Genomic DNA, 14,404 nt, shown 5'->3' with positions numbered 1-14,404 from the left:
CACGGCCCGCATCCCGCCGTGCCCCATCGCGCCCGCCGTCCCCCGGCGCCTTCCCGAGCGGCCTCCCGGCGCCGTAGGCCACGATGCATGCGGGCAGAGAGACGGAGAGAGACGGAAGGAGACGGAAGGGTGTCCCCGTCACGGCCGCCGGACTCCGCGGCGATCCCCGGGTAACCCTTTCGCCGCAACATACCGACTGGTTAGTCTGACAGGCAGAGCCGATTCGTGCCGCAGTCGCGTCGAAGGAGACCGATGGTGGAAGCCGTGCAGGATGCCGGAGTGGTCGTGACCGGAGCGGGAGGCGGCATCGGGGCCGCGCTGGCCCGCCGCTTCGCCGCCGAGGGCGCCCGGGTCGTCGTCAACGACCTGGACGCCGGGCGGGCCGAGGCCGTGGCCGCCGAGATCGGCGGCATCGCGGTGCCCGGCGACGCCTCCACGATCGTCGACCGGGCCCGCGAGGCGCTCGGCGGCGCCGTCGACGTGTACTGCGCCAACGCCGGGGTCGCCTCGGGCGGCACGGAGGCGGCCGACGAGGCCGTCTGGGCGCTGGCCTGGGACGTCAACGTCATGGCCCACGTCCGCGCGGCCCACGCGCTGCTCCCGCACTGGCTGGAGCGCGGCCGCGGCCGGTTCGTCTCGACCGTGTCCGCCGCCGGGCTGCTCACCATGATCGGCGCGGCCCCCTACAGCGTCACCAAGCACGGCGCGTACGCCTTCGCCGAGTGGCTGTCGCTCACCTACCGCCACCGGGGCGTCCAGGTCCACGCGATCTGCCCCCAGGGCGTGCGCACCGACATGCTGGACGCCACCGGCAGCGCGGGCGACCTGGTGCTCAAGCCGACCGCGATCGAGCCGCAGGACGTCGCGGACGCCCTGTTCAAGGGCATCGCCGAGGACCGCTTCCTGATCCTGCCGCACCCCGAGGTCGCCGGGTACTACCAGGTGCGGGCCGGCGACCCCGACCGCTGGCTGACCAACATGAACCACCTGCAGCAGAAGTGGGAGACCGCCGAATGACCCCGTCCGCCTCCCGGTACGCCGCCAAGCCCTGGCTGGCCCTCCTCGACGACGCCCAGCGCGCCCCGATCGAGCCCGCCGACTCACCCGTGCACGCCTTCCGCAGGTCCGTGGCCGAGGCGCCCGACCGCGCCTGCCTCGCCTACTTCGACGGCCGGCTCAGCTACCGCGAGGTCGACGAGCTCAGCGACTCCGTCGCCGGGTACCTCGCCGCCCGCGGCCTGGCGGCCGGCGACCGGGTCGCCGTCCTGCTGCAGAACTCCCCGCTCTTCGTCCTCGCCCTGCTCGGGGCGTGGAAGGCCGGCGCGACGGTCGTCCCGGTGAACCCGATGTACAAGTCCGCGGAGGTCGCCCACGTCCTGCGGGACGGCGAGGTCGCGGCGCTGATCTGCTCAGACCGCGCGTGGGAGGCGTATCTGCGCGAGACGGCCGCCGACTCGCCCGTGCGGATCGCGCTCACCGGCTGCGAGCTGGACTTCCAGACGCGGGGCGACGCGCGCGTGCTCGCCTTCGAACGTCTCCCGCAGGCGCCCGACGCCGACGACCTCACCGCCGTCGCCCGCGCCGGCCACAAGGCGCCCGAGGGCCGCGAGGCCGCCCCGGACGACATCGCGCTGATCAGCTACACCTCCGGCACGAGCGGAGCCCCCAAGGGCGCCACCAACACGCACGGCAACATCATGCACAACGCCGAGCGGCAGCGCACCGGGCTGCGCCTGCCCGAGGCGCCCGTGTACTACGCGCTCGCGCCCCTGTTCCACATCACCGGCATGGTCTGTCAGCTCGTCGCCTGTCTGAACAGCGCGGGCACGCTCGCCATCACGTACCGCTTCGACGCGGGCGTCGTGCTGGAGGCGTTCGCCGAGCACCGGCCGCACTACACGGTCGGCCCGTCTACCGCCTTCATGGCGCTGGCCGCCCACCCCGCCTGCACCCGGGACCACTTCGCCTCCTTCGCGCACATCTCCTCCGGCGGAGCACCGCTGCCGCCGGCCCTGGTGGAGAAGTTCCGGGCCGGCTTCGGGCCCTACATCCGCAACGGCTACGGGCTCACCGAGTGCACCGCGCCCTGTGCCTCCGTCCCGCCCCAGCTGGAGGCGCCGGTCGACCCGGCCTCGGGGACCCTCGCCGTCGGCGTGCCCGGTCCGGACACGGTCGTGCGCATCGTCGACGACCAGGGCGCCGAGGCGCCCTTCGGCGAGCAGGGCGAGATCGTCGTCCGAGGGCCGCAGGTCGTGCCCGGGTACTGGCGGCGGCCCGAGGCCACCGCCGAGACCTTCCCCGACGGCGAGCTGCGCACCGGCGACATCGGGTTCATGGACGAACAGGGCTGGCTGTACGTCGTCGACCGCAAGAAGGACATGATCAACGCGTCCGGGTTCAAGGTGTGGCCGCGCGAGGTCGAGGACGTGCTGTACACGCACCCGGCGGTGCGCGAGGCCGCCGTCGTCGGGGTGCCGGACGGCTACCGCGGCGAGACCGTCAAGGCCTACATCAGCCTGCGTCCCGGCGCCGACGCGGATGCCGGTACGCTCGCGGCCTACTGCAAGGACAGGCTGGCGGCGTACAAGTATCCGCGTCAGGTGGAGATCCTGCCCGACCTGCCCAAGACGGCGAGTGGCAAGATCCTCCGTCGGGAACTGCGTTCCCGCACACACGACGGCCAGTGACGCATCGAGGAAAAAGGCAGGTGGCGGCAGTGCCCAGGACGACGGACGGCGACGGGACGCCCGTGCCGCAGCGGCTGCTCGCCGCCGCCACCCGGCTCTTCGCCGAGCAGGGTTACGACCGCACCTCGGTGCAGGAGATCGTGGAGGCCGCAGGCGTCACCAAGGGGGCCCTGTACCACTACTTCGGCTCCAAGGACGACCTGCTGCACGAGGTCTACGCGCGCGTGCTGCGCGTCCAGCAGGAGCGGCTCGACGCCTTCGCGGGTGCGGACGAGCCGATCGAGAAGCGGCTGCGGGGCGCGGCGGCCGACGTCGTCGTCACGACGATCGAGAACCTCGACGACGCGATGATCTTCTTCCGCTCGATGCACCATCTGAGCCCCGAGAAGAACAAGCAGGTGCGCGCCGAGCGGCGGCGCTACCACGAACGCTTCCGCGCGCTGGTCGAGGAGGGCCAGCAGGCCGGCGTCTTCTCCACGGCGACCCCGGCCGACCTGGTCGTGGACTACCACTTCGGGTCCGTCCACCACCTGTCGACCTGGTACCGCCCGGACGGGCCGATGGGCGCGAAGGAGGTCGCCGACCACCTCGCCGACCTGCTGCTGCGGGCGCTGCGGCCGTAGGCCCCGCGCCCGTGAGAGGCGGGTACGCGTGAGGGGCGGTCGCCACGGCGACCGCCCCTCACGCGTACCCGGCGCCGGGTCCCTAGAGGTACTTCTTCAGCTCCCGGCGCGCCAGCGACCGCTGGTGGACCTCGTCCGGCCCGTCCGCGATCATGAGCGTGCGCGCACTGGCGTACAGCTCGGCCAGCGGGAAGTCCTGGCTGACGCCGCCCGCGCCGTGCAGCTGGATCGCCCGGTCGATGATGTCGACGACCGCGCGGGGCGTCGCGATCTTGATGGCCTGGATCTCCGTGTGGGCGCCCCGGTTGCCGACGGTGTCCATCATCCAGGCCGTCTTCAGCACCAGCAGCCGCAGCTGCTCGACGGTCACCCGGGCGTCCGCGATCCAGTTGTGGACCACGCCCTGCTGGGCCAGCGACTTGCCGAAGGCGTCACGGGACACGGCCCGGCGGCACATCAGCTCGATGGCCCGCTCGGCCATGCCGATCAGCCGCATGCAGTGGTGGATGCGGCCGGGGCCGAGCCGGGCCTGCGCGATGGCGAAGCCGCCGCCCTCCTCGCCGATCAGGTTCGTCACCGGCACGCGCGCGTGGTCGAAGACCACCTCGGCGTGGCCGCCGTGGGAGTGGTCCTCGTAACCGAAGACCTTCATGGCCCGTTTGACCGTGACGCCCGGGGTGTCGCGCGGCACGAGCACCATGGACTGCTGACGGCGGACGTCGTCGCCGTCCGGATTCGTCTTGCCCATCACGATGAAGATCGCGCAGTCCGGGTTCATCGCCCCGGAGATGTACCACTTGCGGCCCGTGACGACGTAGTCGTCGCCGTCGCGCTCGATCAGCGTGGTGATGTTGGTGGCGTCGGAGGAGGCCACCTCCGGCTCCGTCATCGCGAACGCCGAGCGGATCTCCCCGGCGAGCAGCGGCTCCAGCCACTGCTTCTTCTGCGGCTCGTCCGCGAACTGCGCGAGCACCTCCATGTTCCCGGTGTCGGGCGCGGCGCAGTTCAGGGCCGTGGGCGCCAGATGCGGGGAACGGCCGGTGATCTCGGCCAGGGGCGCGTACTGGAGGTTCGTCAGGCCCGCGCCGTGCTCGGCGTCGGGCAGGAAGAGGTTCCACAGGCCCTGCCGGCGCGCCTCCGCCTTCAGCTCCCCGACCACGGCCGGGGTGTCCCAGGGCGAGGCCAGCGCCGCCCGCTGCTCCTCCGCCACGGACTCCGCCGGGTAGACGTACTCGTCCATGAAGGCGAGCAGCCTGGCGCGGAGTTCCTCGGTGCGGGCGTCGAACGTGAAGTCCATGCCGGTCAGCCTTCCTGGAGAGTGGTCAGTCCGTGCTCGATGAAGACGGGGACGAGCTCCCCGATGCGGTCGAACCCGCGCCCGACCGTCTGGCCCAGCGTGTACCGGTAGTGGATCCCCTCCAGGATCACGGCGAGCTTGAACCAGGCGAACGCCGTGTACCAGGAGACCGCCGAGACGTCCCGCCCGGAGCGGGCCGCGTACCGTTCGATCAGTTCGGCGGGCGACGGGTGCCCGGGGGCGGAGGCCGTCGTGGAGATCGGGGAGTCCGGCAGCCGCAGCGGCACGCTGTACATCACCAGCAGGCCCAGGTCGGTCAGCGGATCGCCGAGCGTCGACATCTCCCAGTCGAGGATGGCGCGGATGGTGTCGTCCGGGCCGATCAGCACGTTGTCGAGCCGGTAGTCGCCGTGCACCACGGCGGGCGCGGGGGAGCGGGGCAGCTCGCGGCCGAGGGCGGCGTGGAGCTCGTCGACCCCGGCCAGCTCGCGGCTGCGGGAGGCGTCCAGCTGCTTGCCCCAGCGGCGCAGCTGCCGGTCCAGGAAGCCCTCGGGGCGGCCGAAGTCGGCCAGGCCCACCTCGGCGGGGTCCACCGCGTGCAGCTCCACGAGCGTGTCCACCAGCGACAGGATCGCGTCCCGGGTGCGCCGCTCGCCGAGCGGGACGAGCTCGTCGGCCGTCCGGTACGGAGTGCCCTCGACGAACTCCATGACGTAGAAGGGCGCCCCGAGCACCTGCTCGTCCTCGCAGAGCAGCACCGGTCGCGGCACCGGCACGCTCGTCGGATGGAGCGCGCTGATCACCCGGTGCTCGCGCCTCATGTCGTGCGCGGTGGCCAGGACGTGCCCGAGCGGAGGACGCCGGACGACCCACTTCGCCTCGCCGTCGGAGACGGCGTAGGTGAGGTTCGACCGTCCGCCCTCGATCAGCCGGCCGGTCAGGGGGCCGTGGACCAGGCCGGGACGCTCGCGCTCCAACAGGGCGCGCAGCCGGTCGAGGTCGAGGCCGGGCGGGTGGTCGGGGCTCATGCGTCGCTCCTGTGGGCGGGACGGGTGAACAGGACTCGCCCCATGATGCCGACCGGTCGGTATGCCGTCCAGTGGTCACGCCCAACGTGATCGGGGCCACGATAGGACGACGGCCCCCCGAGCGGCACCCGGGGAGCCGTGAACGCCCGACCGCCGGCCGCCCGCTCGCCCTTCCTGCCGGACGTCCCCAGCGGCGTCAGTGATCGTCCCAGGAGCCCTCGTGCTCGGCGTGGCGGTGGCCGTCGTCCAGGTGGTCCACGTGGTCGCCGTGCCGCACGCGCGCGTGCCCGCAGTCCTCGCCGTGCCGTCGACACCGCGGGCGACGACGTCGGACAGGCTGCCACGCCGACCGCCCGTATCGGGCCATTCCGCTTGCGTGGCGTCCGGGGACGCCGGAGGGTCGAACCCATGAAGGCCATCAGCTACTCCCGCTACGGCGGCCCCGAGACGCTCGTGTACGGGGACGTCCGCGAGCCCAAGATCGGCCCCGACTCGGTGCTGGTGAAGGTCCGGGCGGCTGCGGTGAACCCCGTCGACTGGAAGTGCCGCGAAGGATATCTGGACCCGATGCTCGACGCCGTCTTCCCGGTGGTCCCCGGTTGGGACGTCTCGGGGGTCGTCGTCCAGCTCGGGGTCTCCGTCGCGGAGTACGCCGTCGGCGACGAGGTCATCGGCTACGTCCGCGAGGACTTCCTCTCCCGCGGGACCTTCGCCGAGTACGTGGCCGCGCCGGTGCGCACCCTCGCCCGCAAGCCGCGCAATCTCACCTGGGAGGAGGCCGCCGGCCTGCCTCTGACCGGCCTCACCGCCTATCAGGTGCTGACCGGGGCCCTCCAGGTGAAGCGGGGCGAGACCGTCCTCGTCCACGCGGCCGCGGGCGGGGTCGGCTCCATCGCCGTGCAGCTGGCCCGCCACCTCGGCGCACGGGTGATCGGCACGGCGAGCGAGGCCAACCACGACTTCGTGCGCTCGCTGGGCGGCGAGCCGGTCGCCTACGGCGAGGGACTGGCCGAGCGGGTGCGCGGGCTGGCCCCCGAGGGCGTGGACGCGGCCTTCGACACGGTCGGCGGGGACACCCTGAAGGTCTCCGCCAACCTGCTGGCCCCGGAAGGGCGCCTGGTGTCGATCGCCGACGGCGAGGTCGTCGGCTACGGCGGCCGCTACTACTGGGTCCGGCCCGACGCCGAGGACCTCACCCGGGTGGCGGAACTGGCCGAACAGGGCGTGGTGTCCGTGCACGTCTCGGAGACGTTCCCGCTGGAACGCGCGGCGGAGGCCCACCGCCGGAACGAGGAGGGCCGCACTCGCGGCAAGATCGTCGTCACGGTGCCCTGGGACACGACGGACGGCGCGGACGGCGTCGGCGCGGACGTCGGCACCGGGTAGCGCGAGGGCTGACGCCGGCGCCGGGAAGGGGCACGCGCCGACCGGGACGCCCGGGTCGGACCTAGATCACCAGCGCCAGGGCGCAGGCCGCCGTCGCGATCGTGCACAGGACCACCGACGTGGCGTGCCGCGGAGCGAGGGGCGCCGGACTCGCCGTGGCGGCGAGGGCCCGGATCCGCTGGTGGGCGAGCAGCAGGAAGGCCAGCCACAGGCCGCAGCACAGGGCGCAGGCGACGATCCCGAACGGCGAGGCCCCGCCGTGCAGCCCCGCCTTCACGGCCAGCACGGCGGTGACGGTGCTCGCCAGCGTCGTACGCCGCCAGGCCAGCCGGGTGCGTTCCGGCTGCAGCCCGGGATCGCGCACGGACAGCGGCTCGCCGCTCACCCCTCCCACCCCACCAGCACCACCACGACCATCGCCACGGCCACCACCGCGACCACCACGCCCAGCAGCGCCGGGAACCGGGACGCCGGCAGGTCCTCGCCCCGGCGCATCGCCCGCTCGCAGCGCATCCAGTGGTTCACCGCGCGCAACGAGCACAGCACACCCGCCCCGAGCAGGGCCAGCGCCAGCCCGACCCGCCAGCCCCAGCGCAGGTCCGGCAGGAACTGGTCCACCGCGAAACCCCCGCCGATCAGCGCCAGCGCGGTGCGCATCCAGGCCAGGAACGTGCGCTCGTTGGCCAGCGAGAACCGGTAGTCGGGCGTGCTGCCCTCCTCCCGGACCTGCTCGGGCGCGAACCACAGCCTGACGTTCTGCACGAACTCGATCACCCGACGGACCCTACCCGCCGTCCGCCGCCCCGCCCCGAGCCCGCCGGCCGGCCCCGCTCAGCCCGTCGGCCGGAACTCCTTCAGGCGCCGGTACGCGGCCAGCCCGTCCGGCACCCACTCCCAGAGGGGCAGACGACGCTCGACCTCCTCCTCCGGCAGGAACGCGTGCCAGGCCACCTCCTCCACCTGGGGGTTCACCGGCAGCTCGCAGCGGACCTCGTAGACGGCCGACCACCAGCTCCCGGCGGGCCCGCCGTCGTAGAGGAACTTGAAGAGGAACTCCGGCCGGGGCAGACCGCTCACGCCCAGCTCCTCCTCGGCCTCGCGCAGGGCGGCGTCGTCGTAGGCCTCGCCCGCGCCGACCACCCCACCCACGAACATGTCGTACAGCGAGGGGAAGACCAGCTTCGCCGCGGTCCGGCGGTGCACGAAGAGCCGGCCGTCGGCGTCCCGGGCCTGGATGAAGACGCAGCGGTGCCGCATTCCTTCGGCGTACACCCGCCCCCGTGGAAACCGCCCCACGACCTGGTCGTTCTCGTCGACGACGTCGAGGATCTCGTCAGCAGCGCTCATGCGCCCATCCAAGCAGGCCGCCGTCACCGCAGGGCGCGGTCACGGCAGGGCGCGGTCACCGCAGGGCGGCCCGCGGCGACCGGCCGGTCACTGTGGCTGGAAGTGCGGCACGCGCTCGCGCGGCGCCGCGCCACGGGGCATCGCCGGATGCAGCCCGAGGAGCACGATGCCCGCGACGATCGCCGCGAGTCCCGCCGCCTCCCAGGCCAGCGCGCCGGTGTCGGTGTGCAGCCGGTCGCCGAGGAAGCCGACGCCGCAGAGGATCCCCGCGAGCGGCTGGGCGGCGGTCAGCGCGGGCAGCGACATCCGCAGCGGCGCCGTCTCGAACGCGCTCTGCACCAGCACGAGCCCGGTCACGCCGAGCGCGAGCACCGCGTACGGCTGCCAGCCGGTGAACAGCTCACCGAGGCCGCCCGCGCCGAAACGCTGACCGCTGACCCTGGTCAGGGCGTCCTGGACGCCGTACAGCAGTCCCGCCGCGAGGGAGAGCAGGACCGGGCCCGAACTCAGCCGGGACCGCTTCGCGTACGTCGTCAGCAGCAGCGCCACCCCGACCATCACGCCGATGATCAGCCAGTGCCGCAGCGGGTCCGCGACCGCGCTGCCGCCGCGCGGCTGGCCCGCCACGATGAAGGCGGTCACCCCGCCGGCGAGCAGGAGCAGACCGGCCCAGCCCTGGCGGCCGAGCGGCTGTTTCGTCTGGTGCCGGGAGAGCGCGAGGGCGAAGAGCAGGTTCGTCGCGAGCAGCGGTTCCACCAGGGAGATCTCGCCCTGGCCGAGCGCGACCGCGCCCAGCGCCATGCCGACCACCATCAGGCCGATGCCGCCGAGCCAGCGGGGCACCTTCATCAGGTCGAGCAGCAGCCGCGGCGAGAGGAAGTCGCCGAGCGGCGCCCTCTGGGCCGCGTTCTGCTGGAGCACGAACCCGAAGCCCAGGCAGCAGGCGGCGCTCACGGCGAGAACCAGAACCAGTACCGACACGCTGCGTACCTCGATCATCCGGTCGGACCACGGACGGGGGTGCGTGTGGCCGACTGTAGCGTCCCAGCGCCCAGGGTGCCCCTGGGAGTGCCGGAAACCTTCGCTTCGGGCCCGCCCCGGGACGACGATCCCGGGAGTGCCCCTGACCGGGCTGTTGACTCGCCCGCGGCGCCGGGCCCGAGGGCCGGGGCGCGACCGTACGGCCGTGGTGGCCGTATCGCCATGGTGTGGGCTCGGGCCGGGCAGCGCCATGGCGTACGCCACACCGGCGACGGGCGGTCCCGGCCGCGACCGGCCTTCGACCGGTGGCTGGAGTGGGAGCACGACGGCCACCCGCGGTATCCGGTCGACCTGAACTTCCTCGCCCACGCCAAGGCGTGCGAGGGACGGGGCGCCGAGGCCGCCGCCCTGTTCCGGCGCATCGGCCGGCATGTCACCCGCCGTCCCTGGGCGTACCCGGACCGCGAGCCGGGCCGGGCCTTCCGGACGGCCCGGGCCGCCGCGCTCCGGACCGGCGGGAGCGCCCGCAGCTGAGAGGCGGGTGAGAAGTGTGACGGAAGTCTGACGGCGGTTCTGGATCCCTGGCCCCGGCGGCCCCCCGGGTGCTCGAATGGAAGGGTGAACCCCGAACCGTCCGAGCAACCCGAGCAACCCGCACCACCGGAACGGCCGGAACCGTCCCAACGGCCGCGACCGTCCGATCCGCCGGGAGCACCCGAGCGGCCGGACCGGACCGGACGACCGGACCGGCCTGAGCCGTCCGGAGCGTCCGAACAACGCGATCAGCCGCCGCCCGGTGGACGCGGTGCGCCCGTCGGCCGGCGCGTGTTCCTCGGCACGCTCGCCCTGGGCGCCGTGGGCGTGATCGCCGCGCCCCCGCTCCAGCGCGGCCTCGAGGCCTTCCTCGGCAGCGCCGCCGACAAGGACCCGACCGGTCTCACCGGGCTGCTCCCCAACGGCGGCGGCTTCCGCTACTACTCGGTGACCTCGTCCGTGCCGCACAAGAACGCGGCGGACTACCGCCTCACCGTGGACGGCCTGGTCGACCGGCCCGGCACCTACACGCTGGACGAGCTGCGGGCCATGCCCCAGACCCGGATGGTCAAGGACGTCCAGTGCGTCACCGGCTGGCGGGTGCCCGGCACCCCCTTCGAGGGCGTACGGCTGTCCGCGCTGCTGGACGCGGCCGGCGTGCAGGCCAGGGCCGGCGCGATCCGCTTCACCTGCTTCGACGGCGCCTACAGCGAGAGCCTCACCCTGGCCCAGGCCCGCCGCGCCGACGTCCTGGTCGCGCTGCGGATGCAGGACAAGGACCTCGGCCACGACCACGGCGGACCCGTCCGCCTCTATGTGGCCCCCATGTACTTCTACAAGTCCGCCAAGTGGCTGTCCGGCATCACCGTCACCGAGAAGGTGCGCCCCGGCTACTGGGAGAACCGCGGCTATGACGTCGACGCCTGGGTCGGCCGTTCGAACGGACGGGACGATGATCCTACGAGCTGAGGCGCCGCCCGCCACGGAAGTGCGCCGCTTCACCCGCGCCGCGCGGTGGGTGCACCGCACCACGGCCCTGCTGATGGGCGTGTGCGTGGTGACCGCGTCCTTCCTCTACATCCCCGAGTTCGCCCAGCTCGTGGGCCGCCGTGAGCTGGTGGTCCGCGTCCACGAGTGGGCCGGGCTGGCTCTGCCCGTGCCCGTCCTGGCGGGCCTGGTCTCCCGCGCGTTCCGCGCCGACCTCGGACACCTCAACCGCTTCGGCCCGCACGACCGGCGCTGGCTGCGGGCCGCCCTGCACCGCGACAAGCGCCGGGAGTCGCGTCCGGCGGCCAAGTTCAACGCCGGTCAGAAGGTGTACGCGTCCTGGATCGCGGGGGCGACGCTGGTCATGCTCGGCACGGGCCTGCTCATGTGGTTCACCCACCTCACCCCGATCATGTGGCGCACCAGCGCTACCTTCGTCCACGACTGGCTGGCCCTGACCATCGGCGTCGTCCTGGCCGGTCACATCGGCATGGCCCTGGGCGACCCGGAGGCCCGGCGCGGCATGCGCACCGGATCGGTGAGCCGGGAGTGGGCGGAGCGGGAACACCGCCTGTGGCGGCCGTGACCGCCGTCGGTCACCCGCGGGGCGCTCCGCACGGCCCGCATGCGCCAAACCGACGCGAGCCGTGCCGGGCCGTCACCGCCCGGGCGGGATGCCGAGCGGACCGACCCGTTCTCGACGTCGGCGATCCCGGCGAGGCACCTAGACGACGAGCGAGAGCAGCAGGACCAGGCCGCCGGCGACCACCGAGATGATGGTCTCCATGACCGACCAGGTCTTGATGTTCTGTCCGACGCTCAGCCCGAAGTACTCCTTGACCAGCCAGAAGCCGGCGTCGTTGACATGGCTGAAGAACAGCGAGCCGGCGCCGACGGCCAGGACCAGCAGGGCGGTGTGCGCGGTCGTCATGTCGGCCGCGAGCGGGGCGACCAGACCGGCCGCCGAGATCGTCGCCACGGTCGCCGAGCCGGTGGCCAGCCGGATCGCCACCGCGATCAGCCAGGCCAGCAGCAGGGCCGGTATGGACCAGTCCTTGGAGACGTCCAGGACCATCCGGCCCACGCCGCAGTCGATCAGCGTCTGCTTGAACCCGCCGCCGGCGCCGACGATCAGGAGGATGCCCGCGATGGGCGCGAGCCCCTTGTCCACGAGGTGCGAGATCTGCTCCCTGCTGAAGCCCGCGGGCCGGCCCAGGGTGAAGATGCCGACGAGCACGGCGGCGAGCAGCGCGATCAGGGGCGAGCCGACCACGTCGAACACGCGCTGCGCGGTGTGCTCGGGGTCGTCCACGACGACGTCGACGAGTGCCTTGGACAGCATCAGCACGACCGGCAGGAGGATGGTGGCGAGCGTGGCGCCGAAGCCGGGACGCTTCTCCAGCTCCTCGGAGGGCCGCTGCGGGATCATGCGGTCGGGGGCGGGGACGTCGACCCAGCGGGCGGCGACCTTCGAGAACAGCGGCCCGGCGATGACCACCGTCGGCACGGCGACGAGCACGCCGAGCGCCAGGGTGACGCCCAGGTTGGCGCCGACCGCGTCGATCGCGACCAGCGGGCCGGGGTGCGGCGGGACGAGTCCGTGCATCACCGACAGGCCGGCCAGTGCCGGGATGCCGATCCGCATGAGCGAGTAGTTGCCCCGCTTGGCGACCATCAGCACCACCGGGATCAGCAGGACCACGCCGACCTCGAAGAACAGCGGCAGTCCGATCACGGAGGCGATCAGCACCATCGCCCACGGCATGGAGCGCCCGCCGGCCCTGGCGAGGATCGTGTCCACGATCTGGTCGGCTCCCCCGGAGTCGGCGAGCAGTTTGCCGAGGATCGCGCCCAGCGCGATCAGCACGCCCACCCCGGCGACCGTCGCGCCCAGCCCGGCGGTGAACGAGGCGATGGCCTTGTCCACGGGCGCCCCGGCGAACGCGCCGAGCGCGAGCGAGCCGACGGTCAGCGCCAGAAAGGCGTGCAGCTTGAACTTGGTGATGAGCAGGACGATCACGGCGATGCCCGCCAGGACGGCGATGCCCAGCTGCGCGTGGCCGGCCGAGGTGATCGGCTCGACCGTGTCCGCCGCCAGCATCTCGACGGTGAATCTGGTCACGGGGGTTCCCTTGCGGTTATCGGGACGGGGGAGGGTGAGGGGGTTACGCGGCCGGGTCGGGAAGGGCGGCGAGCGCCGTCACGGCCCGGCCTGCGATGGCCTGCGGGCTGCCGGAGACGTCGACGGCGACGCCCGCCTCGTCGGCCTGGAGCGGCTGGAGCGTGGCGAACTGGGAGTCCAGCAGAGCGGTCGGCATGAAGTGACCCTGCCGGTGCGCCATGCGGTCCTCGATCAGGGACCGGTCGCCGGCCAGGTGCACGAAGACGACTCCCGGGGCAGCGGCCCGGAGCCGGTCGCGATACGACCGCTTCAGCGCCGAGCAGCTGACCACCCCGCCGAGCCCGGCCCGTTCGTCCGCCCAGGCGCCGATGGCGTCGAGCCACGGCCACCGGTCGTCGTCGTCGAGCGGGGTGCCGGCCGACATCTTGGCGATGTTGGCCGGCGGGTGGAAGTCGTCGCCCTCCGCGTACGGGACGCCCAGCCGGGCGGCGAGCAGCGGACCGATGGTGGTCTTGCCCGTGCCGGCGACGCCCATCACCACGACGACCTGAGGGGTGCGCATCTTCGCCTCGCTGTCTTCCTCGACACCTGACGCCAACGGACGCCGACGACACTGAAACCGATTAGGTACGACGAATTCAAGAGGCTGTGATGAATAAGTCTGACTTTTTGGCTTCGTGATCTACCGCGTACTCTGTGTGCATGACCACTCCGGGCCGGGGTCTGCACGGCCGAGTACTGGACGCCCTGGGCCCCGCGATCACCGCGGGTGAGTACCCGCCGGGCAGCGTCCTGCGCACCGACGAACTGGCCCAGCGCTTCGACGTCTCCCGCTCCGTGATGCGCGAGGCGGTCCGTGTGCTGGAGTCCATGCACCTCGTCGAGTCCCGCCGCCGCGTGGGCGTCACGGTGCGCCCCAAGGCCGAGTGGAACGTCTACGACCCGCAGGTCATCCGCTGGCGGCTGGCCGGCGCCGACCGTCCGCACCAGCTGCGCTCGCTCACCGTCCTGCGCTCGGCGATCGAGCCGGTCGCGGCGGGCCTCGCGGCCACGCACGCCACGGCGGAGCAGTGCGCCGAGCTCACGCGGTGCGCACTGGGCATGGTGGCCAACTCACGTGGCCACCGCCTGCAGGACTACCTGTTCCACGACGTCGCCTTCCATCGGGTGATCCTCGACGCGTCCGGCAACGAGATGTTCGCCCGGCTCGGCGACGTCGTCGCGGAGGTGCTGGCCGGCCGCACCCATCACGAGGTCATGTTCGAGGACCCGGACCCGGCCGCCGTCACGCTGCACGTCCAGCTCGCCGAAGCGGTCCGCGAGGGCGACCCGGTGCGCGCGGAACGGCTCACCCGCGAGATCACGGTCGGCGCCCTCCAGGAACTCGACATCCTGGCGCCCTGACGCGCCCT

15 protein-coding genes and 1 pseudogene are annotated in these 14,404 nt (G+C 72.9%); 8 read left to right on the top strand and 8 right to left on the bottom strand.

Features of this window, described 5'->3' with window-relative positions:
• Positions 1 to 252: 252 nt before the first annotated feature.
• From BG482_RS36640 to BG482_RS36630, 3 genes are read left to right on the top strand one after another with little or no spacing between them, the layout of a single operon-like run.
• Positions 253 to 1,017, top strand: coding sequence for an SDR family oxidoreductase (locus BG482_RS36640; RefSeq protein WP_069773537.1), 765 nt, complete (start codon positions 253 to 255; stop codon positions 1,015 to 1,017).
• Positions 1,014 to 2,687 (top strand): class I adenylate-forming enzyme family protein, encoded by a 1,674-nt coding sequence (locus BG482_RS36635; RefSeq protein WP_069773536.1) that lies wholly within the window; start codon positions 1,014 to 1,016, stop codon positions 2,685 to 2,687. The genes BG482_RS36640 and BG482_RS36635 overlap by 4 nt, the downstream gene beginning before the upstream one ends.
• 29 nt (positions 2,688 to 2,716) lie before the next feature.
• Complete coding sequence (locus BG482_RS36630; protein WP_069773551.1) at positions 2,717 to 3,310, top strand: TetR/AcrR family transcriptional regulator; 594 nt, start codon at positions 2,717 to 2,719, stop codon at positions 3,308 to 3,310.
• 82 nt (positions 3,311 to 3,392) lie between these two features.
• Here BG482_RS36630 and BG482_RS36625 read toward each other — a convergent pair whose 3' ends face one another.
• Positions 3,393 to 4,607 carry an acyl-CoA dehydrogenase family protein gene (locus tag BG482_RS36625; protein WP_069773535.1) on the bottom strand — a complete coding sequence of 405 codons (1,215 nt, stop codon included), beginning with the start codon at positions 4,605 to 4,607 and terminating at the stop codon, positions 3,393 to 3,395.
• Positions 4,608 to 4,612: 5 nt separating this feature from the next.
• Entirely contained in the window at positions 4,613 to 5,635 is a 1,023-nt protein-coding gene (locus BG482_RS36620; protein ID WP_069773534.1) for a phosphotransferase family protein, read from the bottom strand.
• 408 nt (positions 5,636 to 6,043) lie between these two features.
• Between BG482_RS36620 and BG482_RS36615 the strand changes: the two genes are divergently transcribed.
• Positions 6,044 to 7,021 carry an NADP-dependent oxidoreductase gene (locus tag BG482_RS36615; RefSeq protein WP_069773533.1) on the top strand — a complete coding sequence of 326 codons (978 nt, stop codon included), beginning with the start codon at positions 6,044 to 6,046 and terminating at the stop codon, positions 7,019 to 7,021.
• A 61-nt stretch (positions 7,022 to 7,082) separates the two neighbouring features.
• On the opposite strand, the gene BG482_RS36610 is transcribed toward BG482_RS36615, so the two are convergent.
• The 4 genes from BG482_RS36610 to BG482_RS36595 form a co-directional block, all read right to left on the bottom strand.
• Positions 7,083 to 7,406, bottom strand: coding sequence for a DUF202 domain-containing protein (locus BG482_RS36610; RefSeq protein WP_069773532.1), 324 nt, complete (start codon positions 7,404 to 7,406; stop codon positions 7,083 to 7,085).
• Positions 7,403 to 7,795 carry a YidH family protein gene (locus BG482_RS36605; protein ID WP_069773531.1) on the bottom strand — a complete coding sequence of 131 codons (393 nt, stop codon included), beginning with the start codon at positions 7,793 to 7,795 and terminating at the stop codon, positions 7,403 to 7,405. The genes BG482_RS36610 and BG482_RS36605 overlap by 4 nt, the downstream gene beginning before the upstream one ends.
• Positions 7,796 to 7,852: 57 nt before the next feature.
• Positions 7,853 to 8,368, bottom strand: coding sequence for an NUDIX hydrolase (locus BG482_RS36600; protein ID WP_069773530.1), 516 nt, complete (start codon positions 8,366 to 8,368; stop codon positions 7,853 to 7,855).
• Positions 8,369 to 8,455: 87 nt separating this feature from the next.
• Complete coding sequence (locus tag BG482_RS36595) at positions 8,456 to 9,349, bottom strand: DMT family transporter (protein ID WP_069773550.1); 894 nt, start codon at positions 9,347 to 9,349, stop codon at positions 8,456 to 8,458.
• Between the two features lie 288 nt (positions 9,350 to 9,637).
• Between BG482_RS36595 and BG482_RS36590 the strand changes: the two are divergent.
• The 3 genes and pseudogenes from BG482_RS36590 to BG482_RS36580 all read left to right on the top strand — a co-directional run.
• Positions 9,638 to 9,883: pseudogene (locus tag BG482_RS36590) on the top strand (hypothetical protein); the annotation flags it as partial.
• Between the two features lie 291 nt (positions 9,884 to 10,174).
• Complete coding sequence (locus BG482_RS36585) at positions 10,175 to 10,852, top strand: molybdopterin-dependent oxidoreductase (protein ID WP_069773528.1); 678 nt, start codon at positions 10,175 to 10,177, stop codon at positions 10,850 to 10,852.
• Complete coding sequence (locus BG482_RS36580; RefSeq protein ID WP_069773527.1) at positions 10,836 to 11,456, top strand: cytochrome b/b6 domain-containing protein; 621 nt, start codon at positions 10,836 to 10,838, stop codon at positions 11,454 to 11,456. The genes BG482_RS36585 and BG482_RS36580 overlap by 17 nt, the downstream gene beginning before the upstream one ends.
• Before the next feature lie 138 nt (positions 11,457 to 11,594).
• On the opposite strand, the gene BG482_RS36575 is transcribed toward BG482_RS36580, so the two are convergent.
• Together BG482_RS36575 and BG482_RS36570 are read right to left on the bottom strand one after the other, a co-directional pair.
• Positions 11,595 to 12,992, bottom strand: coding sequence for a gluconate:H+ symporter (locus tag BG482_RS36575; protein WP_069773526.1), 1,398 nt, complete (start codon positions 12,990 to 12,992; stop codon positions 11,595 to 11,597).
• Between the two features lie 43 nt (positions 12,993 to 13,035).
• On the bottom strand, positions 13,036 to 13,554 hold the full coding sequence (locus BG482_RS36570) for a gluconokinase (RefSeq protein ID WP_069773525.1): 519 nt from the start codon (positions 13,552 to 13,554) through the stop codon (positions 13,036 to 13,038).
• A gap of 140 nt (positions 13,555 to 13,694) precedes the next feature.
• Here BG482_RS36570 and BG482_RS36565 point away from each other — a divergent pair, with 140 nt between their 5' ends.
• Complete coding sequence (locus BG482_RS36565; RefSeq protein ID WP_069773524.1) at positions 13,695 to 14,396, top strand: FadR/GntR family transcriptional regulator; 702 nt, start codon at positions 13,695 to 13,697, stop codon at positions 14,394 to 14,396.
• Positions 14,397 to 14,404 lie beyond the last annotated feature (8 nt).

Origin of the sequence: Streptomyces sp. LUP30 (assembly GCF_001746365.1) — a bacterium.
Classification (GTDB): Bacteria; Actinomycetota; Actinomycetes; order Streptomycetales; family Streptomycetaceae; genus Streptomyces.
The sequence above is the reverse complement of the archived record's forward strand: the minus strand, read 5'-3'. Positions and strand labels throughout refer to the sequence as shown.

What these genes read in the sequence shown, in the direction of transcription:
- BG482_RS36625 (WP_069773535.1), bottom strand. Translation starts at nt 4,607, where the DNA reads ATGGACTTCACGTTCGACGCCCGCACCGAGGAACTCCGCGCCAGGCTG.
- BG482_RS36570 (WP_069773525.1), bottom strand. Translation starts at nt 13,554, where the DNA reads ATGCGCACCCCTCAGGTCGTCGTGGTGATGGGCGTCGCCGGCACGGGC.
- BG482_RS36620 (WP_069773534.1), bottom strand. Translation starts at nt 5,635, where the DNA reads ATGAGCCCCGACCACCCGCCCGGCCTCGACCTCGACCGGCTGCGCGCC.
- BG482_RS36635 (WP_069773536.1), top strand. Translation starts at nt 1,014, where the DNA reads ATGACCCCGTCCGCCTCCCGGTACGCCGCCAAGCCCTGGCTGGCCCTC.
- BG482_RS36580 (WP_069773527.1), top strand. Translation starts at nt 10,836, where the DNA reads ATGATCCTACGAGCTGAGGCGCCGCCCGCCACGGAAGTGCGCCGCTTC.
- BG482_RS36640 (WP_069773537.1), top strand. Translation starts at nt 253, where the DNA reads ATGGTGGAAGCCGTGCAGGATGCCGGAGTGGTCGTGACCGGAGCGGGA.
- BG482_RS36600 (WP_069773530.1), bottom strand. Translation starts at nt 8,368, where the DNA reads ATGAGCGCTGCTGACGAGATCCTCGACGTCGTCGACGAGAACGACCAG.
- BG482_RS36565 (WP_069773524.1), top strand. Translation starts at nt 13,695, where the DNA reads ATGACCACTCCGGGCCGGGGTCTGCACGGCCGAGTACTGGACGCCCTG.
- BG482_RS36615 (WP_069773533.1), top strand. Translation starts at nt 6,044, where the DNA reads ATGAAGGCCATCAGCTACTCCCGCTACGGCGGCCCCGAGACGCTCGTG.